The organism is Micromonospora sp. URMC 106, from assembly GCF_051386395.1.
Classification (GTDB): domain Bacteria; phylum Actinomycetota; class Actinomycetes; order Mycobacteriales; family Micromonosporaceae; genus Micromonospora.
The window spans coordinates 1-22,077 of the sequence record NZ_JBPQTP010000114.1 but is presented as its reverse complement, the minus strand read 5'-3'; the positions used below and the strand labels follow the sequence as shown (position 1 = coordinate 22,077).

Annotated in this window: 18 protein-coding genes; 13 read left to right on the top strand and 5 right to left on the bottom strand. The window is 73.0% G+C overall.

Features of this window, described 5'->3' with window-relative positions; genetic code table 11:
* Positions 1-11: 11 nt before the first annotated feature.
* Positions 12-914: an SDR family oxidoreductase gene (locus ACSNOB_RS26575; RefSeq protein ID WP_436689424.1), complete on the bottom strand. Its 903-nt coding sequence runs from the start codon at positions 912-914 to the stop codon at positions 12-14.
* Between the two features lie 210 nt (positions 915-1,124).
* Between ACSNOB_RS26575 and ACSNOB_RS26570 the strand changes: the two genes are divergently transcribed.
* Entirely contained in the window at positions 1,125-2,915 is a 1,791-nt protein-coding gene (locus ACSNOB_RS26570; RefSeq protein WP_436689422.1) for a bifunctional metallophosphatase/5'-nucleotidase, read from the top strand.
* 188 nt (positions 2,916-3,103) lie between these two features.
* On the opposite strand, the gene ACSNOB_RS26565 is transcribed toward ACSNOB_RS26570, so the two are convergent.
* Entirely contained in the window at positions 3,104-4,261 is a 1,158-nt protein-coding gene (locus tag ACSNOB_RS26565; protein ID WP_436689420.1) for a geranylgeranyl reductase family protein, read from the bottom strand.
* 143 nt (positions 4,262-4,404) lie between these two features.
* On the opposite strand from ACSNOB_RS26565, the gene ACSNOB_RS26560 reads away from it, so the two are divergent.
* The gene (locus ACSNOB_RS26560; RefSeq protein ID WP_393107967.1) at positions 4,405-4,641 is read left to right on the top strand and encodes a hypothetical protein; all 237 of its coding nucleotides are present in this window, start codon (positions 4,405-4,407) and stop codon (positions 4,639-4,641) included.
* A gap of 85 nt (positions 4,642-4,726) precedes the next feature.
* A complete protein-coding gene (locus ACSNOB_RS26555; protein ID WP_436689418.1) occupies positions 4,727-6,169 on the top strand; it encodes an MFS transporter in 1,443 nt (480 codons plus the stop codon).
* A gap of 163 nt (positions 6,170-6,332) precedes the next feature.
* Here the strand turns inward: ACSNOB_RS26555 and ACSNOB_RS26550 are convergent, their stop codons facing one another.
* Positions 6,333-6,929: a hypothetical protein gene (locus tag ACSNOB_RS26550; RefSeq protein WP_436689416.1), complete on the bottom strand. Its 597-nt coding sequence runs from the start codon at positions 6,927-6,929 to the stop codon at positions 6,333-6,335.
* A 575-nt stretch (positions 6,930-7,504) separates the two neighbouring features.
* Here ACSNOB_RS26550 and ACSNOB_RS26545 point away from each other — a divergent pair.
* Together ACSNOB_RS26545 and ACSNOB_RS26540 are read left to right on the top strand one after the other, a co-directional pair.
* Positions 7,505-9,067: an MFS transporter gene (locus ACSNOB_RS26545; protein WP_436689414.1), complete on the top strand. Its 1,563-nt coding sequence runs from the start codon at positions 7,505-7,507 to the stop codon at positions 9,065-9,067.
* 11 nt (positions 9,068-9,078) lie between these two features.
* The gene (locus ACSNOB_RS26540) at positions 9,079-9,687 is read left to right on the top strand and encodes a TetR/AcrR family transcriptional regulator (protein WP_436689412.1); all 609 of its coding nucleotides are present in this window, start codon (positions 9,079-9,081) and stop codon (positions 9,685-9,687) included.
* 48 nt (positions 9,688-9,735) lie between these two features.
* Here ACSNOB_RS26540 and ACSNOB_RS26535 read toward each other — a convergent pair whose 3' ends face one another.
* Together ACSNOB_RS26535 and ACSNOB_RS26530 are read right to left on the bottom strand one after the other, a co-directional pair.
* Positions 9,736-11,655, bottom strand: coding sequence for a helix-turn-helix domain-containing protein (locus ACSNOB_RS26535; RefSeq protein ID WP_436689410.1), 1,920 nt, complete (start codon positions 11,653-11,655; stop codon positions 9,736-9,738).
* A gap of 14 nt (positions 11,656-11,669) precedes the next feature.
* On the bottom strand, positions 11,670-12,452 hold the full coding sequence (locus ACSNOB_RS26530) for a 3-hydroxybutyrate dehydrogenase (RefSeq protein ID WP_436689408.1): 783 nt from the start codon (positions 12,450-12,452) through the stop codon (positions 11,670-11,672).
* Between the two features lie 192 nt (positions 12,453-12,644).
* Here ACSNOB_RS26530 and ruvC point away from each other — a divergent pair, with 192 nt between their 5' ends.
* The 8 genes from ruvC to ACSNOB_RS26490 all read left to right on the top strand — a co-directional run bounded on the left by ruvC (position 12,645) and on the right by ACSNOB_RS26490 (position 22,048).
* Positions 12,645-13,172: a crossover junction endodeoxyribonuclease RuvC gene (gene ruvC / locus ACSNOB_RS26525; RefSeq protein WP_436689406.1), complete on the top strand. Its 528-nt coding sequence runs from the start codon at positions 12,645-12,647 to the stop codon at positions 13,170-13,172.
* Positions 13,169-13,771, top strand: a complete 603-nt coding sequence (ruvA, locus tag ACSNOB_RS26520) for a Holliday junction branch migration protein RuvA (protein WP_350709043.1) — start codon at positions 13,169-13,171, stop codon at positions 13,769-13,771. Before ruvC ends, ruvA begins: the two co-directional genes overlap by 4 nt.
* Entirely contained in the window at positions 13,768-14,838 is a 1,071-nt protein-coding gene (gene ruvB / locus ACSNOB_RS26515; protein WP_393109778.1) for a Holliday junction branch migration DNA helicase RuvB, read from the top strand. The genes ruvA and ruvB overlap by 4 nt, the downstream gene beginning before the upstream one ends.
* 120 nt (positions 14,839-14,958) lie before the next feature.
* Positions 14,959-15,318: a preprotein translocase subunit YajC gene (gene yajC, locus ACSNOB_RS26510; protein WP_436689403.1), complete on the top strand. Its 360-nt coding sequence runs from the start codon at positions 14,959-14,961 to the stop codon at positions 15,316-15,318.
* 255 nt (positions 15,319-15,573) lie between these two features.
* Positions 15,574-17,493, top strand: a complete 1,920-nt coding sequence (gene secD, locus ACSNOB_RS26505) for a protein translocase subunit SecD (protein WP_436689401.1) — start codon at positions 15,574-15,576, stop codon at positions 17,491-17,493.
* 1 nt (position 17,494) lies between these two features.
* Positions 17,495-18,685: a protein translocase subunit SecF gene (secF, locus tag ACSNOB_RS26500; protein WP_436689399.1), complete on the top strand. Its 1,191-nt coding sequence runs from the start codon at positions 17,495-17,497 to the stop codon at positions 18,683-18,685.
* Between the two features lie 101 nt (positions 18,686-18,786).
* On the top strand, positions 18,787-19,353 hold the full coding sequence (locus tag ACSNOB_RS26495; RefSeq protein ID WP_393109786.1) for an adenine phosphoribosyltransferase: 567 nt from the start codon (positions 18,787-18,789) through the stop codon (positions 19,351-19,353).
* Between the two features lie 169 nt (positions 19,354-19,522).
* Complete coding sequence (locus tag ACSNOB_RS26490; protein ID WP_436689397.1) at positions 19,523-22,048, top strand: RelA/SpoT family protein; 2,526 nt, start codon at positions 19,523-19,525, stop codon at positions 22,046-22,048.
* The last annotated feature ends 29 nt before the right edge of the window (positions 22,049-22,077 follow it).

Genomic DNA, 22,077 nt, shown 5'->3' with positions numbered 1-22,077 from the left:
GGCGGGAGGGACTACTTGGTCGGGCGGCCGCCCGTCACGCCGAGGATCTCACCGGTGACGTAGCTGGATTCCTGGGAGGCGAAGAAGACGTACGCCGGAGCCAGCTCGGCCGGCTGGCCGGGGCGGCCCTCCGGGGTGTCCTGGCCGAACTGCTCGACCTTCTTCTCCGGCATGGTCGCCGGGATCAGCGGCGTCCAGATCGGGCCGGGCGCCACCGCGTTCACCCGGATCCCCCGCTCGGCCAGGTCGGCGGCGAGCGCCTTGGTGAAGTTGGCGATCCCCGCCTTGGTGGTGGCGTAGTCCAGCAGCTGCGGCGACGGGTCGAACGCCTGGATCGACGAGGTGTTGATGATCGCCGACCCCTCCGACATGTGCGGGATCGCGGCCCGGCAGAGCCAGAACATCGCGTACAGGTTGGTCTTGAGCACCCGGTCGAACTGCTCGTCGCTGATCCCGAGGATGCCCTTGTCCTGCGACATCTGGTAGGCCGCGTTGTTGACCAGGATGTCGATGCCGCCGAGGTCGCGCACCGCGCGCTCGATCAACTCCCGGCAGTGCCGCTCGTCGGTGATGTCGCCGCGCACGGCGATCCCCTTGCGACCGGCCTCCTCGACCAGCCGGACGGTCTCCCGGGCGTCGGCGTCCTCCTCCTCGCCGAGGTAGGAGATGAGCACGTCGGCGCCCTCCCGGGCGTACGCGATGGCGATCGCCCGGCCGATGCCGGAGTCGCCGCCGGTGATCACCGCCCGACGGCCCGTCAGTTTGCCGCTGCCCCGGTACGACTCCTCGCCGTGGTCGGGCTTCGGGGTCATCTCCTGGGTCGAGCCGGGCGGCGTCTGCTGCTGCCTCGGCTGCCCCTCCTGCTGGCCGTACTGGCTGGTGGGGTCCTGTTGGGTGTGCTGGTCCTCGCTCACCGACGTCTCCTCGCGCACCGGTCGGGGTCTGGTCTCCCACCGCCCTACCCTGCGGCGGCGGGCGGAAACGGGCGTGGCGCTGTTACACCGACGGGACCCACGGACGCTGGTGGTGTGAAACACCTCGGGCTGCCGTGGCAGGAGTGACGGCCGCTCGTTATGGTGCGCTCGGCGCCCAGCAGGCGCCCCAACCCCATCGAAGGGCACGTCATGACCTCTCCCTCCGGCCCGTCGCGTCGGACGGTGCTCGCCGCCGCGGCCGCGGCGGCGAGCGTCCCGCTGATCGCCGCCACCCCCGCCCAGGCGGCCGGCGCGACCCGGTCGCGGACCTGGGACCTCACGATCCTCGGCACCTCGGACACCCACGGCAACGTCTACAACTGGGACTACTACAAGGACGCCGAGTACGACGACAGCAAGCACAACGACGTCGGCGTCGCCAAGCTGGCCACCCTGGTCAACCAGATCCGCGCCGAGCGGCGGGGCAAGGCGACGCTGGTGCTCGACGCCGGCGACACCATCCAGGGCACGCCGCTGGCGACCTTCTACGCCAAGCAGGAGCCGATCACCACCACCGGCGCGACGCACCCGATGGCCAACGCGATGAACGTGCTCGGGTACGACGCCGTGACGCTGGGCAACCACGAGTTCAACTACGGCCTGCCCCTGCTGGCCAAGTGGATCTCGCAGCTCGGCTTCCCGGCGCTGGCCGCGAACGCCGTCAACGTCGCCACCGGCAAGCCGGCCTTCCTGCCGTTCGTCATCAAGAAGGTCTCCGTCGGTTTCGCCGCGCCGCCGTTGCGGGTCGGCATCCTCGGCCTGACCAACCCCGGCAGCGCGATCTGGGACAAGGCCAACGTCGAGGGCAAGCTGCGGTTCGACGACATGATCGCCACGGCGGCGAAGTACGTCCCGATCATGCGGGAGCGCGGCGCCGACGTCGTGCTGATCTCCGCCCACGGCGGCGACAGCGGCACCTCCAGCTACGGCCCGGAGCTGCCGATCGAGAACCCGACGGCGCTGATCGCCCAGCAGGTCCCCGGCATCGACGCGATCCTCTTCGGCCACGCCCACGCCGAGGTCGCCGAGAAGTTCGTGACCAACGAGCAGACCGGCGAGCAGGTGCTGCTCACCGAGCCGTCGAAGTGGGGCCAGCGGCTGAGCCGGATGGACTTCACCCTGGCCCGCGAGAAGGGCCGGTGGAAGATCACCAAGAAGTCCGCCGCCCTGCTGAACACCAACACCGTGGCCGAGGACCCGAAGGTCCTCGCCGCCGTGCGGGCGCAGCACCAGAAGACCGTCGCGTACGTCAACCAGGTCGTGGCCCGCTCCACGGTCGAGCTCTCGGCGGCGGAGAGCCGCTACAAGGACACCCCGATCCTGGACTTCATCAACCACGTCCAGACCGAGGTGGTCGGCCAGGCGCTCGCCGGCACGTCGTACGCGGCCCTGCCGGTGCTGTCGATCGCGGCGCCGTTCAGCCGCACGGCGGTCTTCCCCGCCGGCGACGTGAAGATCCGCGACGTGGCCGGCCTGTACGTCTTCGACAACACCCTCGAGGCCGTCGTGCTCAGCGGCGCCGAGGTGCGGACCTACCTGGAGTACTCCGCGAAGTACTTCCGGACCCTCGCCCCCGGCGCCCCGGTCGACCCGGAGACGATCAGCGACCCGGCGGTGCCGGACTACAACTACGACGTCATCTCCGGCCTGGAGTACGACATCGACATCTCCCGGCCGGTGGGCCAGCGCATCACCCGCCTGGTGCTGCCCGGCACCGACACCCCGGTCGCCGACAACGCGCAGTTCGTGGTGGCGGTGAACAACTACCGGCGCAGCGGCGGCGGCAACTTCCCCGCCATCGTGAAGACCCAGGTCTACAACGAGCAGCAGGAGATCCGCCAGTTGCTGATCGACTGGGCGCAGGCCAGGGGCGCGATCGACCCGGCCGACTTCTACCAGCCGAACTGGAAGCTGGTGCGCGAGGGCGTCCCGGTCTTCTGACCCGACGATCACCGGGCGGGCCGCGGGCGGATCGCCCGCGCCCCGTCCGCGTATCCGGCTCCGCTGGTCCCGGCGCGTCGGCTGACGGGCGACGCCGACGGCCGCGGCGGGCGTCACCACCCGTAAGGCATCCTAGGATCCTGGTGTGGAACCGGGGCCGGGAGGGCGGGCGGGATGCGGCTCAGTCGCTACGACGGCAGCTTGGCCAACGGCGTGCGGGGGGCCGGCAGTCGGTCCAGCAGCGCCAGCGCCGCCCGCACCGGGGCGCGGCCGAGCGTCTCGTCGAAGCTCGCCCGCCCCTGGCAGAACCGCACGAACATCCGCCAGCCCGGCGGCGTGGCCAGCAGCGCGTGGAAGACCTCCGGCCGCCGCGCGAACACGTCGAGCAGCCGGTGCCCGGCGCGCATCGACGGCACCAGGTCCCGCTCCACCGCGCGGTCGTAGCCCGCCAGGTCGCCAGCGGCCACCGCGGCGCCAGCCAACTCGCCGGAGCGCAGCGCGTAGCTGATCCCCTCCCGGCTCCAGGGCTCCAGCAGGCCCGCCGCGTCACCGGCCACCAGCACCCGGCCCCGGCGCAGCGGGGAGTCCTCCGCGCGGCAACGGGTCAGGTGACCCGAGTCGTGCTCCGGCTCCACGCCGGACAGACCCAGCCGGTCGACGAAGGCCCGCAGGTAGGCCCGGGTCCGCTCCCCCTCGCCCCGCGAGGCGATGACGCCGACCGTGAGCCGGTCGCCCTTGGGAAAGACCCAGGCGTACGAGCCGGGCAGCGGGCCCCAGTCCAGCAGCACGAGGCCCCGCCAGCGGTCCTGCTCCCGCGGCGGCACCGGCAGTTCCAACTCCAGCCCCAGGTCGACCTGCCGGTGGCGGACCCCCACGTGCCGGGCGGTCACGCCCGAGGAGCCGTCCGCCCCGATCACGGCCCGCGCGCGCACCGTCTCCCCGTCGGCCAGCCGCAGGCGTACGACCTCCGGGTCCTGCTCGACGGCGCGGACCGCGGCACGCTCGCGGACCTCGGCGCCGGCGGCGACCGCGGCGGCGCGCAGCCGGTCGTCGAACTCCTCACGGCGCACCATCGTCACGAGCGGGCCCTCGGGGTGTCGTCGGGTGAACCGGCGTCGCCCGTCCCGGGTGAACGTGATTCGGTCCACCCGGTCGTGCGCGGGCACCTCGATGCGGTCCCCCACCGCCGCGAGCGAGGTGCCGATGAGGCCGCCCCCGCAGGTCTTGTAACGGGGGTGGGCCGCACGTTCCACCACGAGCGTGCGCACGCCCGCGCGGGCGGCGGCATGGGCGGCGGAGAGGCCGGCGGGGCCGGCGCCGACGACGGCGAGATCCCAGATGATCACCGGTGCAGCGTATGCCAGAAGGCCGCGCCGGGCGGCGTCGGCGCGGCCGGACGACCGCCCGATCGGGTGGGCATCTTCGGTCGGCCACGGGGTAACCGCGCGGCGCGACCGCCCGCGGGGCGGGAAAGGTGAAGGAGGAGATCATGCGGCAGGTGCAACTGTCGGACGTCGAGGAACGGGTGTACGACGCCGTGGCGGCCCTGGAGGCGCGCGGGCAGGTGCCGTACCCGGACCTGATCGCGCAGGAGGCAGGGCTGACCGAGGAGCAACTGCACGCGCCACTGCACCTGCTCACCGAGAAGAACCTGCTGCACCGCGAGGACTCGCCGATGGCCGGTCTCGACTTCGGCCCCCGGTTCTGCGCCCGCCAGATGGCGTGAGTCGACGGGCGCGCCGCGACGATTCGCCTCCCGGGGACCGGGGTAACGGGCAGCGATGCCCGATCACCGGTCCACGGGAGGCAGGATGAGCGCGGCGCGTGCGCCGCGACCGGCGGACGCCACCGCCTCGCCGGACGACCGGCGACGCTGGCAGGCCCTCGGGGTCGGGCTGGTCGCCGCGTTCATGACGCTGCTCGACGTGAGCATCGTCAATGTCGCCGTCCCGTCGATGGACCGCGCCCTCGGGGCCTCCCCCAGCGACCTGCAGTGGGTGCTCTCCGGGTACGCCCTGACGTTCGGGCTGGTGCTGGTCTCCGCCGGCCGCTTCGGCGACGCGCGCGGACGGCGCACCGCGTTCGTCTTCGGGATCGCCCTGTTCACGCTCGCCAGCGCGCTCGCCGGGTTGGCGCCCTCCCCCGCGTGGCTGATCGGAGCCCGGCTGCTCCAGGGCGCGGCCGCCGGCGTGGTCAACCCGCAGGTCACCGGCCTGATCCAGGAGCTGTTCCAGGGACCGGAGCGGAGCCGCCCCTTCGGGCTGCTCGGGGCCACCATCGGTATCTCCACCGCGGTCGGCCCGCTCGTCGGCGGCCTGCTGATCGCCATCGGCGGCGAGGAGCACGGCTGGCGGTGGGTGTTCTTCGTCAACGTACCCGTCGGCATCGTGGCGGTCGTCCTCGGCTGGCGGCTGCTCCCCGGACGCCCGGCGGGCCCGGCGAACCACCGGCGGCTGGACCTCGTCGGGGTGCTGCTGCTCGGGACCGGCGTGCTGCTGGTGCTGCTGCCGCTGGTGCAACAGGAGTGGCAGAGCCGGGCGAAGTGGCTGCTCGTGCCGGCCGGACTGCTCGCCCTGGCCGCTTTCGCGGCCTGGGAACGGTGGCACGCCCGACGCCGCGAGCCGCTGTTCGACCTGCGCCTGTTCGCCTTCCGGTCGTACGCCCTCGGGTCGCTGATCGCGCTGGTCTACTTCGGCGGGTTCACCGCGATCTTCTTCATCTTCACGCTCTACCTGCAGGACGGCCTCGGCTACAGCGCGCTGGTCGCCGGCCTGGCCATCACCCCGTTCGCCCTGGGCTCGGCCGCGGCGTCCGCGCTCGGTGGCCGGATCGTCAACCGCTTCGGCCGGCCGCTGGTCGCGGTCGGGCTGCTCACCGTGGTGGTCGGGCTGGGTGCGGTGGTCGGGGTGCTCGACCTCGCGCCGGCCGGGGCCGTCGTGCCGTGGCTGACCGCGGCGCCGCTGCTGGTCGCCGGGCTGGGCAGCGGCCTGGTGATCGCCCCGAACCAGACCCTCACCCTGTCCCAGGTGCCGGTGCCGCAGGCAGGCAGCGGCGCGGGCATGCTCCAGACCGGCCAGCGGATCGGCTCCGCAGCCGGCATCGCCGCCGTCGGATCGGTCTTCTTCTCCGCGCTGGCCGGCAGCGACGGCGACTACTCCGTCGCGTTCCGGCACTCGCTCCTCCTGGCCGCCGCGGTCATCGCGCTGGCGCTGGTCGCCGCCCTGGTCGACGTCACCCTCGGCCACCGCCACTGACCGCCGGCCCGCCCCGCGCCGCTCGCCAACTGCCCGGGACCAGCCGTGCACCGAACGCCCCGACCGGCGACCTCACCTCCGCCGGCCGTACCGCCCGGACGCGGGAAACGCCGCTGGCCGGCACCCCCGTGCGGGGTGCCGGCCAGCGGCTTGTTCACACGTGTCAGTTGTTCCAGTGCTCGGCGACGAGGTCGGCGGCCTGCTGCTCCCACTGCGCGTAGTGGTCCGGGTACGCCGACACCTGCACCGTCTGCGCCGCCTTCGTCAGCGGCATGTCCTGCCACCCGTCGACCTGCTTCAGACCCTTCAGGAACGCCATCGTCGAGTACTGCGGGTCGGTGATCTGCTCCACCGTGCCCCAACCCGAGGACGGGCGCTGCTGGAACAGACCCTGCGAGTCGTGGTCGTTGCGCTCACCCAGGTGACCCAGGTTCTCCAGCTTCGACTCCTGCAACGCCGTCGCGATCGCCACCACCGCGGCCCGCTCGTCCATACCGGCCTTCTTCGTCGCCGCGATGATCGCCTTCACGTTACCCACCTGCTCATCCGACAGGTCGATACGCGACTGCGCGCCCTGCACACCATGCGGAACCAGCTTCGCCTTGTCCACACCCGGCTTGTCGGCCTGCACCGCGACGGCGGCGACCGGGGTGGCCTCAACCGCAGGGGCGGCGTGAGCGGCAGCCGGACCAGCGAACACACCACCGGCGAACGCCAGACCAGCAACACCAAGAACGCTCTTACGCATGATCGTGTTCATCACAGTGGCTCCATTCGGGGGTTGGCACCACACGCAGCGAACAAGGGGGGTTCGGCCACGCGGGGTGCAAGCACCGTCCGGCGCTCAAGAAATCAGGGGGATCCGGCAGCACGCCGGGAAGAATCAGACCAGGCCACGTTCACGCGGGGGCAGGGGGACGCCCGCACGCCGGCCGGACCATGTGTAACGACCGGCGGCCCACCATCATTCCGGGGGTCGGCACACCAGTCCGTCGCCCGGGGGTGTGCCCTTGCTCAGCCGTACGCATGGTGTAACGACCCCGGCCCCGCCACGATTCCACGCCCACGATGCCCCCGGTCACACCCGAAACCGGACACCCGGCGTGTGACCGGCCGCCCTCCGCCGGAATCAAGCCTTAGCCCAGAGCCGGCACGGCGGTCCACGGCCCCACGGGCAGGTCAGCTTGGCGCAGCGCACCGCACCTCGACGCGAGCGCCGGGTGACGGCCGACACATCAGATACGAACCGGTTCCGTATCGAAACTGGAGCGCCTACGCTGTCCTCAATTACGAGTCTGACCCGTATCGATAACGGGCCCGGGGGGAGAACCGGAGATGCAACCGCACGAGAACACGGGACACCCGAGGAGGTGGGCGATCCTCGGGGTGCTGGTGATCAGCCTGCTCGTGGTCGTCCTGGACAACACGATCCTCAACGTCGCCCTGCGCACGCTCGCCGACCCGGTGCACGGCCTCGGTGCCAGCCAGGGCGAGCTGGAGTGGTCGATCAACTCCTACACGCTGGTCTTCGCCGGCCTGCTGTTCACCTTCGGCGTGCTCGGTGACCGCGCCGGCCGCAAGCGTTTCCTGCTGATCGGCCTGGTGCTCTTCGGGCTGGCGTCGCTGCTGTCGGCGTACGCGCAGAGCCCGGCTCAGCTCGTCGCGGCCCGCGCGCTGATGGGGGTGGGCGGCGCGGCCATCATGCCGGTCACGCTCTCGATCATCTCGAACGTCTTCGACCCGCGGGAGCGGGGCCGGGCGATCGGCGTCTGGGCGGGCGCGGTCGGCCTGGCGGTGGCGATCGGCCCGATCCTCGGCGGCGCGCTGCTGGAGCACTACTGGTGGGGCTCGGTCTTCCTGATCAACGTGCCGGTGGTCGCGCTCGGCGTGGTGCTGGTGGCGATCCTGGTCCCCGAGTCGCGCGATCCGAGCCCGGGGCGCGTCGACGTCGTCGGCGTGCTGCTGTCGGTGGTCGGCCTGGTCGCCCTGACGTACGGCATCATCGACGGCGGGGAGCACGGCTTCGGCCGCCCGGTCGTCTGGGCCGCGATCCTCGGCGGCCTGGCGGTGCTGGCCTGGTTCGTCGCGTACGAGCGGCGCAGCGACCACCCGTCGCTGGACGTGCGGCTGTTCCGGGTGCCCCGCTTCGCGGCCCCGGTGGCGATCGTCGGGCTGGTCTTCTTCGCCGCGATGGGCGTGATGTTCTTCAGCTCGTTCTACCTGCAACTCGTGCGCGACTACAGCCCGTTGGAGACCGGCCTGCTCTTCCTGCCCTTCGCGGTGGCCCAACTCGTCTTCGCCCCGCGCAGCGCGGCGATGGTCCGCCGGTACGGCGGCAGGGCCGTCGCCGTGGTCGGGCTGGCGCTGACCACGGTGTCGCTCGGCGCGTTCGCCTTCGTCGGCGAGAGCACCCCGATCTGGGTGGTGCTGGTCGTCTTCTTCCTCCAGGGCACCGGGATGGCCAACATCATGCCTCCGGCCATGGAATCGATCATGTCGGCGCTGCCCCGGGAGAAGGCCGGCGTCGGCTCGGCGGTCAGCAACACCGTCCGGCAGGTGGCCGGCGCGCTCGGCGTGGCGGTGCTCGGGTCGGTGCTCTCCGCGGTCTACCGCGCCGACGTCGACTCCGCGCTGCGGGACCTGCCCGCCGGGGCGCGCGACGCGGCCGGCGAGTCGATCTCCGGCGCGTACGCCGCGGCGGGTCAGCTCGGGCCGGCGGCGCCGCAGCTCATCGCGGTGGCCAACGACGCCTTCGTGGCCGCGATGCACTGGGCGGCGGGCCTGGCCGCGGTGGTCTCCGCGGTCGGCATCCTCGTGGTGCTGCGCTGGATGCCCGGCCGCTCCCCGGCGGCGGCGCCCGCGCCGGCGGCGGAACCCGAGTTGGCCGGGACCGCCTAGGTTCGGGGACAATGTCCGACATGACTTCCGCCGCGGACGCGCCGCGGTCGCCCGGGCGACCGCGGAGCGTCCGCGCGGACGAGGCGATCCTCGAGGCCACCCTCGACCTGCTCGCCCAGGGCAGCACGATCGAGACCCTCTCGATCGAGTCGATCGCCGCCCGGGCCGGCGTGGGCAAGGCCACCATCTATCGCCGCTGGCCCGGCAAGGACGCGTTGCTGACCGACGCGCTGCGCCGGCTCAAGGGCAACCCGCCCGCGCCGCCCGGCGGATCGGTCCGCGACGACCTGGTGCTACTGGTCGGCGCGGTCGGGCACAACGTCGACCCGCGGGCGGCGCGGATCATGCCCTGCCTGGTGCCGCGGGTGAACCGCAGCCCGGAGGAGTACCAGCTCTACCAGAGCATCATCGAGCCGCGCCGGGCGCTGATGCGGGAGGTGCTGCGCCGGGGGATCCGCACCGGCGAGCTGCGCGCCGACATCGACGTCGAGGTCACCATGGCGATGCTGACCGGCCCGATGCTGATCCAGCGGGTGCTGCGCTGGCACCCCGAGCTCGACGAGGCGTCCCTGCCGGAGAAGATCGTCGACGGCGTGCTGGACGGGATCCGGGCCCGCTGACCCGGGCCGCCGCCCGGTCCGGCCCGCCGGGCGCGCCCGACCGGACCGTCAGCCGGCCGGCGTACGCAGGCGGTGCAGGCGCAGGGCGAGCTGGACCTCCAGCGCCCGCTCCGGCTTCTGCCAGTCCGCGCCGAGGAGCTGTCCGACCCGCTCCAGCCGCTGGGTGACCGTGTTGACGTGCACGTGCAGCAGTTCGGCGGCCCGGGCGAGGCTGCCGCCCACCCCGAAGTACGCCTCCAGGGTCTTCACCAGCGCGGTGCCCCGCCGGGCGTCGTAGTCGACCACCGGCCCGACGGTGGCGGTGAGGAACCGGTCCACGTCCTTGTCGCCCCCGTCGCCGACCGCGCCCAGCAGCAGCCCGACGAAGCCCAGCTCGGCGGTGCTCGCCCCCTGCCCCGAGCGGCCCAGCGCGCCCAGCGCGGTCAGGCAGCGGTCCGCCTCGGCGAACGTGGTGGCCAGCGACGCCGGCCCCGTCGACGGCCCGCTCGCCCCGGCGGTCACCGGCCGTCCGGTCACCCGCGACAGGTCCCGGGCCACCGCCCGGGCGCTGCCGCCCGCGTCCCGCCCCGGCAGCATCAGCACCACCCGCCCGTCGCGGGCCGCCGCCAGCCCACCCCGGGTGGAGGCGTACGTGGTGGCCCAGGACAGCACCCGCTGCCGGGCCGAGCCCGTCGCGGCGATCGCGTCGTCGCCGACGGCCACCAGCACGTGCGGCGCGTCGAGGTCCACCCCGAGCCGGCGGGCGCGGCTGCGCAGCGCGTCCGTGTCCCGCAGCGGCCGGGCGATCAGGTCGTCGAGCAGCTCGCCCCGGACCCGTCCCTCCGCCTCGGCCACCGTGCGCCGGAACAGCAGCAGCAGCGCGGTCACCAGCGAGGCCCGCTCCAGGATCCGCTGGTCGGCGTCGACCAGCTCGTCGTCGGGGCGCAGCACCAGCGCGCCCAGGTTCTCCGCGCCGGCCACCACCGCGGCGTACCAGAGCGGCCCCCGGCGCACGCTGCGGCCCTCCGTACGCGACGCGGCCACCGCCTCGACCATGTCCGCCCGGTCCGGCTCGTCGATCTCGCCGACCCGGGCCAGCAGGCGGCCCTCCGCGTCCAGCGCCAGCAGCGCCCCGCCGAGCACGTCGGTGACCGCGGCGGCGACGTCCTCCACCCCGCCGCCGCGCAGCACCAGCGCGGTCATCCGGTCGTGCGCCGCCGCGGCCCGCTCCACGGAGCTGCTGTGCGCCCGGATGGTGGTGTTCGCCGCCGACAGCTCCTCCAGCGCCGCCCGGGTCTCCGCCAGCAGCCGCGCGGTGTCGATCGCCACCGCCGCGTGCGCCGCGAGGGACACCAGCAGCGCGACCTCCTCCCGGACGAACGGCCGGGCCGAGCGGTTGGCCGCGTAGAGCACCCCGATCGAGGTGGAGCCCAGCCGCAGCGGCACCCCGAGGATCGCCACCAGACCCTCCTCGCCCACCCCGGCATCGATCTCGCCCGTGTGGTGGAAGCGCGCGTCCTCGGAGTAGTTCGCGGTGACGTACGGGGCGCCGGACTGGGCGACCAGGCCACCGAGGCCGGCGCCCATCGGCAGCCGCAGTCGCTGGAACCGGGCCGAGACCGAGCCGTCGGTGACCCGCATGTAGGTGTCGCCGCGCTCCTCGTCGTTGAGGGTCATGTAGGCGACGTCCGCGCCGAGCAGGTTGCGCGCCCGGTGCACGATCGCCCGCAGCACGTCGTCGAGGTCGCGCAGCCCGGCCAGGTCGCTGACCGTGTCGTACAGGCCGGAGAGTTCGACCTCCCGCCGGCGGCGGCGCTCCAGCAGCGCGCGGACCCGCAGCGCCACCGTCTTGGCCTGCTCCAGCTCGGCGAGCCGCTCCGGCGGCAGCCCGGCGGCGCGCGCGGCGACGAGCGGTCCCTCGAACTCCACCGCGGCGGCCTCGCGGGCGAGCAGTTCCAGGAACTCCACCGGTGACGACATGACCGACATTGTGCGGCTCGCCACTAGTTCGCCGTCCAGCCCCCGTCGAGCGCGATGGACGCGCCCGTGATGAACGCCGCCGGCGGGGAGCAGAGGTACGCCACCAGCTCCGCCACCTCTTCCGGCTCGATCAGCCGCTTGATCGCCGCCCGCGCCAGCATGATCTTCTCGACCACCTCGGCCTCGGGGATGCCGTGGCTGGCGGCCTGGTCGGCGATCTGGCTCTCCACCAGCGCCGTCCGCACGTACGCCGGGTTGATGCAGTTGGCGGTGACGCCGTGCGGCGCGGCCTCCAGCGCGACCACCTTCGACAGCCCCTCCAGGGCGTGCTTGGCCGAGACGTACGCCGACTTGTACGGCGAGGCGCGCAGCCCGTGCACCGAGGAGATGTTGACGATCCGCCCCCAGCCCCTGGCGTACATGTGCGGCAGCGCCCGGCGGATGATCAGGAACGGCGCCTCCACCATCACCCGGTGCAGGTGGGCGAAGCGCTCCGCGGGGAACTCCTGCACCGGCGCCACGTGCTGCAGGCCGGCGTTGTTCACGACGATGTCCACGTCGGCGTCGAGCCGCTCCACCGCCCCGGCGTCCGCCAGGTCCACGCCCTCGGCCCGGCCGCCGGCCTCCGCCGCCACCGCCTTCGCCGCCGCGAGGTTGCGGTCCACCACCAGCACCTTCGCCCCGGCGGCGCCCAGCCGCAGGGCACAGGCGCGGCCGATGCCGCTGCCGCCCCCGGTCACCAGGGCGGTACGACCAGCGAGGTCGACGTGTACGACGTGGGGGACCGCCACGGGTTCTGCCGTCATGGCGCATGAAGTTACGAGGTGTGTGTCCGGGCGCACATGGGGCGGCGACACATACTCGACGGCCGGAGTGTGTGGCCGGCGCGCGGGGTCGGCGGCGTGTCGACGCGTCGGCGTGTCCCCGGCGGCGGGGTGTCACCCGGATCGGTAGGGTGTCGAACACACGTACTGCTGACGGCTGGGGGAGGAGGCGGCGTGCGGGTGCTGGGCGTCGACCCGGGGCTGACCCGGTGCGGGGTCGGCGTGGTCGAGGGCGTGCCGGGGCGGCCCTGCACGCTGGTCGCCTACTACGTCGTCTACACCGACCCGGGCGACGAGCTGCCGCTGCGCCTGCTGCACCTGGACCGCTCGCTCACCGACCTGGTGGCCGAGCACCGGCCGGACAGCGTCGCCGTCGAGCGGGTGTTCAGCCAGCACAACGTCCGCACGGTGATGGGCACCGCCCAGGCCAGCGGGATCGCCGTGCTCGCCGGCGCCCGCGCCGGGCTGCCGGTGCAGACCTACACGCCCAGCGAGGTGAAGGCGGCCGTGACCGGTTCCGGCCAGGCCGACAAGGCGCAGATGACCGCCATGGTCACCCGGCTGCTGCGGCTGCCCGAGCCGCCGAAGCCGGCCGACGCCGCCGACGCCCTCGCCCTGGCCATCTGCCACGTGTGGCGCGGCGGGACGCGCTCCAAGCTGGCCGCCGCGGCCGACCGGGTACGACGAGGAGGAACCAGATGATCGCCAGCGTGCGCGGGGTGGTGACCGCGACCGGTCCGGACCACGCCGTGGTCGAGGTCGGCGGGGTGGGCCTGGCGGTGCAGTGCGCCCCCGGCACCCTCGCCGAGCTGCGGGTCGGCCAGCCCGCCCGGCTGGCCACCAGCCTGGTCGTCCGGGAGGATTCGCTCACCCTCTACGGCTTCGCCGACGACGACGCCAAGCAGCTCTTCGAGCTGCTGCAGACCGCCAGCGGGGTCGGCCCCCGGCTGGCCCAGGCGGTGCTCGCCGTGCACACCCCCGACGCGGTGCGCAAGGCGATCGCCAACGCCGACACCGCCGCGCTGACGCGGGTGCCCGGCATCGGCAAGAAGGGCGCCGAGCGCCTGGTCCTGGAGCTGCGCGACCGTGTCGGCCCGGTCCCGGTCGGCGCCGACGGCGCGGCCGGGGTGACCGGCGGGGCGTGGCCCGAGCAGGTCCGGCAGGCGCTGGTCGGGCTCGGCTGGACGGCGGGGCAGGCCGACCAGGCGGTCGCCGCGGTGGCGGAGACCGTCGACGGTGACGTGCCGCCGGTGCCGGTCCTGCTCAAGCAGGCCATCCGGCTGCTGGGCCGCACCCGGTGACCGGCCCGGACGGCGGGCTGGTCTCCGCCTACGTGCACGACGCCGACCTGGACGCGGAGGCCAGCGTCCGGCCGAAGCGGCTGGAGGAGTTCATCGCCCAGCACCGGGTGCGCGACCAGCTCGACCTGCTGCTCCAGGGCGCGATGCGGCGCGGCTCCCCGCCCGACCACATCCTCCTCTCGGGGCCGCCCGGCCTCGGTAAGACCACCCTGGCCAACATCGTCGCGGCCGAGCTGGGCTCGGGCATCCGGGTGACCAGCGGCCCGGCGATCGAGCGCTCGGGCGACCTGGCCGCCATCCTGACCAGCCTCGCCGAGGGCGACGTGCTCTTCATCGACGAGATCCATCGGATCGCGAAGCCGGCCGAGGAGCTGCTCTACAGCGCGATGGAGGACTTCCGGGTCGACGTGGTGGTCGGCAAGGGCCCGGGCGCGACGGCCATCCCGCTGGACGTCGAGCCGTTCACCCTGGTCGGCGCCACCACCCGCTCCGGCCTGCTGACCGGGCCGATGCGCGACCGCTTCGGCTTCGTCGCGCACCTGGACTTCTACTCCCCGGCCGACCTCGAGGTGCTGCTGCGCCGCTCGGCCCGGATCCTCGGCGTGCCGATCACCGACGACGGCGCCGCCGAGGTGGCCGGCCGCTCCCGGGGCACGCCCCGGATCGCCAACCGCCTGCTGCGCCGGGTGCGCGACTTCGCCGAGGTCCGCGCCGACGGCGTGGTCACCCTGGAGACCGCCCGGGCGGCCCTGAAGGTGTACGACGTCGACGCGCTGGGCCTGGACCGGCTGGACCGGGCGGTGCTGACCGCGCTGGTCGACTCGTTCCGGGGCGGGCCGGTCGGCCTGTCCACCCTCGCGGTGGCGGTGGGGGAGCAGCCGGACACGGTCGAGGAGGTGTGCGAGCCGTTCCTGGTGCGAGCCGGCCTGCTGGCGCGGACGCCACGCGGGCGGGTCGCCACCGAGGCCGCCTGGCGACACCTGGGACGTACGCCACCTAATGGTACATTTGGCGCGGATGCCCCTCCCGCGCCCGATCTGTTCTCGGTGGACGTCGATCAGCCGTGATGCGAACGTGATCTGTGCCGCATTCGGCGTTCCCAGGTGCAGGGATTAGACTCGCGCCGGTCTGTACAGGACGTGAGAATCCGCCTCCGCTCCGGCGCGCCCGTGCCGGGTCGGCGGCCAATGGGAAGGTCTTTCACCGTGCTTTACGCAGCACAGGGCGGCGGGGGAGCCGGCAGCCTGACGCCGATCCTCATGATCGCTCTGCTCTTCGGCGTCATGTACTTCATGATGATCCGCCCCCAGCAGAAGCGCCGCCGCGAGGCGGAGGCCATGCAGTCCGCCCTCGCACCCGGCGACGAGGTGGTCACCATCGGTGGGCTCTACGGCACGGTCACCGGCGTCGACGACGACACCGTCCTGCTCGAGGTCGCGCCCGGCGTGCAGACCCGGTACGCCCGCCCGGCGATCGCCCGGGTGGTCAGCCAGGCCGAGCGTGCCGAGGAGCCGGCCGCCGAGGACGCGGACGTCGTCAAGGAGTGAGGCGTCGCTCCCGCCCCGGGGCGGCGGGCGCCGGCTCCCGGTGACCGCCGCGCCCGACGGGGCAGCGGAGACGACGTGAAAACTGGATAGTTGGGCCCGACGGCGGAGCCGGCACGTCGCGCTCCAGCCGGCGCCCCCGCGCCGCGACGTCGGAGCCGCGTGCCGGTCTCCGACGCCGGCTCGTCAGAACCGCCGGCCGCACCGGCCGACACCCGCCGCACCAGCGGCGCGACCGTACAGGGAGACAGGACAGCCGTGGCACCACCTCAGGGACAGATGCGCCCCGGACGGCAACTGGCCGTGCTCGGGCTCATCTTCGTCGTCCTCTATCTTTTGGTGTTCTTCGCGGGCGGCGCCAGCGGCGGCCTGAAGGACCGGCTGGAGCCCAAGCTCGGCCTGGACCTCGTCGGTGGCACCCGGCTGACGCTGGAGGCGACCAACAGCGTCGACGGCCGGGCCCCGACGGCGGAGAACCTCGAAGAGGCCCGCCAGATCATCGAGAGCCGGGTCAACGCCTTCGGCGTCGCCGAGGCGGAGGTGGTCACCGAGGGCAACCGCAACATCGTGATCTCCCTGCCCGGTGAGAACCGCGACATCACCGAGGTGGGCAGCGCCGCCGAGCTGCGCTTCCGCAAGGTGCTCAAGGCCGCCGACGGCAGCGGCGCGGCCGCCGCCCCGGCGCCCACCGCCACCCCGGCACCGTCCGGCAGCGCCACCCCGGCGCCCTCGGGCAGCGCGAAGCCCTCGGCCAGCGCCTCCCCGTCGGGCAGCGCCGGGCCGAAGGCCACCGCGTCGCCGAGCGGCGGCCAGGGCGGCATGGCTCCGGCGCCGAGCGCGTCGGCCTCGCCCAGCGCGTCGGCCTCGCCGAGCGCCGCGGCGCCCTCGCCCAGCGCCGAGCCGGTGCCGCAGAGCATCGAGGAGCAGCGCAAGGCCGTCGAGAAGAAGGTCGGCGCCGCCGCCTGGGCCGCCGCCAGCGGCCTCAAGGCCCCGGCCGACCTGGCCGCCGACCCGTCGCTGGCGGAGAAGCTCAAGCCGTTCGCGACCCTCGACCCGCGCGAGGTCGCGGTGCTGCCGGCGCAGCTGCAGTTCAACGTGCCGCAGATCAGCTGCGCCCAGCTCGACAAGCGCCCGCCGGCGTCCATCTCCGCCCCCGACCAGCAGGTGGTGGCCTGCGAGGACGGCGCCGCGAAGTACCTGCTCGACCAGGCGAAGGTGCTCGGCACCGACGTCGACGACGCCGACGCGGTGCTCGACCAGACCAGCTCCTGGGTGGTCAGCCTCGACTTCACCGGCGCGGGCCAGGACAAGTGGACCAACCTGACCCGTGAGGCGTTCAACAACGAGGGCCAGGCCTGCGACGCCACCGCGCTCGGCCAGGACGGCAAGTGCCGCGTCGCCGTCGTGCTGGACAACGAGATCGTCTCCTCGCCCGAGATCCAGGGCGTGTTGACCGGCAACTCGCAGATCACCGGCAACTTCACCCAGAAGGACGCCAGCGCCCTCGCCGGTCAGCTCCGCTACGGCGCGCTGCCGGTGACCTTCGACGCGCAGGAGCAGCAGAACGTCACCGCCACCCTGGGCGCCAGCCACCTGCGGGCCGGTCTCCTCGCGGCGGGCATCGGCATGCTGCTGGTCATCATCTACTCGTTCTTCTACTACCGCCTGCTCGGCTCGGTGATCTTCCTGAGCCTGATCCTCTCGGCGCTGCTGGTCTTCGGCGCGCTGGTGGTGCTCGGCCGGCAGATCGGCTTCACCCTCACCCTCGCCGGCATCGCTGGCATGATCGTCTCGCTCGGTGTGGCGGCGGACTCGTTCGTCATCTACTTCGAGCGGCTCAAGGACGAGATCCGGGAGGGGCGCAGCCCGCGCAGCGCCGTGCCGCGCGCCTGGATCCGGGCCCGCCGGACGATCATCTCGGCCAACGCGATCACGCTGATGTCGGCGGTGGTGCTCTACGTCGTCTCGGTCGGCGCGGTGAAGGGCTTCGCCTTCGCCCTCGGCCTGGCGACCGTGCTGGACCTGGTCGTGGTCTTCCTCTTCCGGCACCCGATCATGACGATGTTCGCCCGCACCCGGGCGTTCCTGTCCCCGCGGGTCAGCGGTCTCGGCCGGGCGCTCCCGCCCCGCACGGCCGAGCCGGCCCAGCCCCGCAACCCGCGCGTCAAGGAGGCCTGAGATGGCTAAGAGTGGTCTCGCGAGCCGCCTCTACCGCGGCGAGGCCGGCCTCGACATCATCGGCCGGCGCAAGCTCTGGTTCGCCGTCGCCGGCGCGCTGGTCCTGCTCGCGCTCCTCAGCTTCGGGCTGCGCGGGTTCAGCCTCGGCATCGAGTTCGCCGGCGGCAACTCGTTCCAGATCCCGGCGAGCGTCGGCACGCTGGAGCAGACCGAGGAGAGGGTCGAGGCGGCCCTCGCCGCGCAGGGCGGCGGCGCCGAGGTGGTCACCACGCAGAAGGTCGGCGGCACCGGCGGCGACTTCTACGAGGTGCGGACGACGCAGCTCAGCGCGGAGCAGGCCAACGCCGTCAAGGTCGAGATGGCCGACGAGTTCGGCATCGGCGCGGAGCAGATCAGCGGCAACCAGGTCAGCGAGGCGTGGGGCAGCCAGGTCACCTCGCGCGCGCTGCTCGGTCTGGTCATCTTCATCGCGCTGGTGATGGTCTACCTGATCCTGCGCTTCGAGTGGCGGATGGCGGTCGCCGCCGTCTCCTCGCTGATCATGAACCTGATCCTCACCGCCGGCGTCTACTCGCTGGTCGGCTTCGAGGTCACCCCGTCGACGGTCATCGGCTTCCTCACGATCCTGGGCTTCGCGCTTTACGACGTGGTGGTGGTCTTCGACAAGGTGCAGGAGAACACGCGCGGCATCACCGCGAACAACAACCAGACGTACGGCGAGGCGGCCAACCTGGCCATCAACCAGAGCCTCATGCGGTCGCTGAACACGTCGGTGGTGGCGCTGCTGCCGGTCGGCGGTCTGCTCTTCATCGGTGCCGGCCTGCTCGGCGCGGGCACCCTGAAGGACCTCGGCCTGGTGCTCTTCGTCGGTATGGCGGTCGCGTTCCTGACCTCGATCCTGCTGGCGACGCCGCTGCTGGTGCTGCTGAAGAACTACGAGCCGCGGATCCAGGCGCACAACAAGCGGGTCCTGGCCCGCCGGGGCGCCATCGCCCGCGGCGAGGTCACCCCGAAGGGCGCCCCCCGCGCCGCGGAGGCCGCGGACGAGCCGGTCGACGCGGAGTCGGCGGCCCTGGCCGGCGCCGCGCCGAAGGTGGGCGCGCGGCCGGCCGCGAAGCGGCCGACGGGTGCCCGGGGCGGGCGGCCGGCCGGCGGCGGTGGCAACCGGCCGGGCGGCGGCAAGCGGCGCTGACCCGGGCCGGGGACACCCGGTAGGAATCGGACCGACGGCGTCCTTCATGCTGTGCGAGCAGCATGGAGGACGCCGTCGTCGTGGAAGGGGAGCGGACTGCCGTGACGGAGACCCACAGCACCGGGGTACGGGGAGACAGTGGCCCGGAGGCCGCGAAGCTGGTGGCCAGCCGGGTGCTCGACGTGCCCGACTTCCCCAAGCCCGGCGTCATGTTCAAGGACCTGATGCCGCTGTTCGCCGACGGTGACGCGTTCCGCCAGGTGATCGACGGGATCGTCGCGTACCACGGGCGGGACTCGTTCGACGCCGTCGTCGGCATCGAGGCGCGCGGGTTCGTGGTCGCGGCGGCCATCGCGTACGCGACCGGCGTCGGGGTGGTGCCGGTGCGCAAGGCGGGGAAGCTGCCCCGCCCGGCGTACTCGGCCTCCTACGCGCTGGAGTACGGCGAGGCCACCCTGGAGGTGCACCAGGACGCCTTCACCGCCGGCCACCGGGTGCTGGTGGTCGACGACGTGCTGGCCACCGGCGGCACCGCCGAGGCGACGCTGGACCTGGTGGAGCGGGCCGGGGGCACCGTGGCCGGCTTCACCGTGCTGCTGGAACTCGGCTTCCTCGGCGGGCGGGAGCGGCTGGCCCCGCGCCCGGTCCATGCCCTGCTGACCGTTTGAGCGCCCCGGCCGTCGGACGGACCCGGCGCGGTCCGTCCGGCGGAGCGGCGGGGCACCGTGCGTGCGGGTAGCATTGCCCTTTGCTGACCGGGCGGAGGCCCGTCCGGGTGGCGTGAGACCAGGCCGACCGGCACGGTCGGTGTATTCCCGGCGAGCGGTGAGGAGGCCGGTGTCCCACGATGTCGCCCCTCCGGTGGAGGGCACGGTGCAACCGACAGGCGACGCGGACGGCTCGGTGACTGCCCGGAACGGTGACGCGCCGACCCGGGGCGCGGGCTCCGGCAACGGTTCCGGCGTGGCCGGTCCGGCCGACGCCGCGCGTCCCGGCGCGGCGCCCGGCCCGGCCGGTGGCGCGGGCGTGGCGACCGAGGGGGTCGTGCTCCCGTTCCCCGCCGACGGCTCCGGCGATCCCGTGCCCAGCGCCGGCTTCGCGCTGTCCAGCGCGCCCACCGGCCGCCGCGTGCGGGCCAGGCTGGCGCGGTTCAACGCGCCGTGGCAGTCCTCGCAGGTCAGCGAGGTGCTCGAACCGCTGATCTCGACCCACCGGGACGCCCACCCCAAGGCCGACGCGCGGCTGCTCCAGCGCGCCTTCGACACGGCGGCCCGCTGGCACTCCGGGCAGTACCGCAAGTCCGGCGACCCCTACATCACCCACCCCCTCGCGGTGGCCACCATCCTGGCCAACCTGGGGATGGACACCACCACGCTGGTCGCCGCGCTGCTGCACGACACCATCGAGGACACGGAATACACCCTCGACCAGATGCGGGCCGACTTCGGCGGCGAGGTCGCGCTGCTCGTCGACGGGGTCACCAAGCTCGACAAGGTCAAGCTGGGCGACGCGGCCAAGGCCGAGACGATCCGCAAGATGGTCGTCGCGATGGCCAAGGATCCGCGGGTGCTGGTGATCAAGCTGGCCGACCGGCTGCACAACATGCGCACCCTCACCTTCCTGCCCCGCCCGAAGCAGGAGCAGAAGGCGAAGGAGACGCTGGAGATCCTGGCCCCGCTGGCCCACCGGCTGGGCATGAACACCATCAAGTGGGAGCTGGAGGACCTCGCCTTCGGCACGCTCTTCCCGAAGCGCTACGAGGAGATCAACCGGCTGATCGGGGAGCACCAGCCGCAGCGCGAGGCGCTGCTGCGCCAGGTGACCCAGAAGGTGCAGACCGACCTGAAGGCCGCCAAGATCAAGGCGGAGACGACCGGGCGGCCGAAGCACCTCTACTCGATCTACCAGAAGATGATCGTGCGGGGTCGCGACTTCAACGACATCTACGATCTGGTCGGGGTCCGGATCCTGGTCGACACGGTGCGGGACTGCTACGCGGCGCTGGGCGTGATCCACGCCAACTGGCAGCCGGTGCCGGGCCGGTTCAAGGACTACATCGCGATGCCCAAGTTCAACATGTACCAGTCGCTGCACACGACGGTCATCGGGCCCACCGGCAAGCCGGTGGAGATGCAGATCCGCACGTACGCGATGCACCGCACCGCCGAGTTCGGCATCGCCGCACACTGGAAGTACAAGGAGCACAAGGGCACCCAGATCGTCGGCCCGCCGGCGCACATCGACGAGATGACCTGGCTGCGGCAGCTGCTGGACTGGCAGCGGGAGGCGGCCGACCCGAGCGAGTTCCTCGACGCGCTGCGCTTCGACCTGTCCAGCCAGGAGGTGTACGTCTTCACCCCGAAGGGTGACGTCATCCCGCTGCCGACGGGGTCGACGCCGGTGGACTTCGCGTACGCGGTGCACACCGAGGTCGGGCACAAGTGCATCGGCGCGCGGGTCAACGGCAAGCTGGTGCCGCTGGAGTCGACGCTGTCCAACGGCGACGTGATCGAGATCTTCACCTCGAAGTCCGACACCGCCGGCCCGACGCAGGACTGGCTGGGCTTCGTCAAGAGCCCGCGCGCCCGCACCAAGATCCGCCAGTACTTCAACAAGGAGCGGCGCGAGGAGGCGATCGAGGCCGGCAAGGACGCGATCGTCAAGGCGATGCGCAAGCAGGGCATGCCCCTGCAGCGGATGCTCACCTCCGACGCGCTGATGGCGATCGCCCGGGACCTGCACCTGGCCGACGTCGCGTCGCTCTACGCGGCGGTCGGCGACAGCCAGGTCTCCGCCCAGTCCGTCGTGCAGAAGCTGATGGCGGCGTACGGCGGCGAGGAGGGGGCGGCGGAGGACATCGCCGAGACCGCCGTCGCGACCCGGCCGCCGCGCAGCCGGCAGAGCAGCGCCGACCCGGGCGTGGTGGTGCGCGGGGTCAGCGACGTGTGGATCAAGCTGGCGCGCTGCTGCACGCCGGTCCCACCGGATTCGGTGTTCGGCTTCGTCACCCGCTCCGGCGGGGTGAGCGTGCACCGCGACGACTGCGCCAACGCCGAGGACCTGCGGGCGCAGAACGAGCGGGTCGTCGAGGTGAGTTGGAAGCTCACCTCCGCGTCGACGTTCCTGGTCGCCATCCAGGTCGAGGCGCTGGACCGGCACAAGCTGCTCGCCGACGTCACCCGGGTGCTCTCCGACGAGCGGGTCAACATCCTGTCCGCGACGGTCACCACCACCCGGGACAGGGTGGCGGTGAGCCGGTTCAGCTTCGAGATGGCCGACCCGAAGCACCTCGGGCACCTGCTGGCCGCGGTCCGCAAGGTCGACGGCGTCTTCGACGCCTACCGCGTCACCTCCGGCGCCTGACCACCACCCCACACCCACCGCCCCACACC

Bases quoted from the DNA above. Each gene is read 5' to 3' on its own strand.
- ACSNOB_RS26560 (WP_393107967.1), top strand. From the start codon at position 4,405: ATGCGGCAGGTGCAACTGTCGGACGTCGAGGAACGGGTGTACGACGCC.
- ACSNOB_RS26535 (WP_436689410.1), bottom strand. From the start codon at position 11,655: ATGTCGGTCATGTCGTCACCGGTGGAGTTCCTGGAACTGCTCGCCCGC.
- ACSNOB_RS26545 (WP_436689414.1), top strand. From the start codon at position 7,505: ATGCAACCGCACGAGAACACGGGACACCCGAGGAGGTGGGCGATCCTC.
- secF (WP_436689399.1), top strand. From the start codon at position 17,495: ATGGCTAAGAGTGGTCTCGCGAGCCGCCTCTACCGCGGCGAGGCCGGC.
- ruvA (WP_350709043.1), top strand. From the start codon at position 13,169: ATGATCGCCAGCGTGCGCGGGGTGGTGACCGCGACCGGTCCGGACCAC.
- ACSNOB_RS26570 (WP_436689422.1), top strand. From the start codon at position 1,125: ATGACCTCTCCCTCCGGCCCGTCGCGTCGGACGGTGCTCGCCGCCGCG.
- ACSNOB_RS26540 (WP_436689412.1), top strand. From the start codon at position 9,079: ATGTCCGACATGACTTCCGCCGCGGACGCGCCGCGGTCGCCCGGGCGA.
- ACSNOB_RS26550 (WP_436689416.1), bottom strand. From the start codon at position 6,929: ATGAACACGATCATGCGTAAGAGCGTTCTTGGTGTTGCTGGTCTGGCG.
- ACSNOB_RS26530 (WP_436689408.1), bottom strand. From the start codon at position 12,452: ATGACGGCAGAACCCGTGGCGGTCCCCCACGTCGTACACGTCGACCTC.
- yajC (WP_436689403.1), top strand. From the start codon at position 14,959: ATGGGAAGGTCTTTCACCGTGCTTTACGCAGCACAGGGCGGCGGGGGA.
- ACSNOB_RS26555 (WP_436689418.1), top strand. From the start codon at position 4,727: ATGAGCGCGGCGCGTGCGCCGCGACCGGCGGACGCCACCGCCTCGCCG.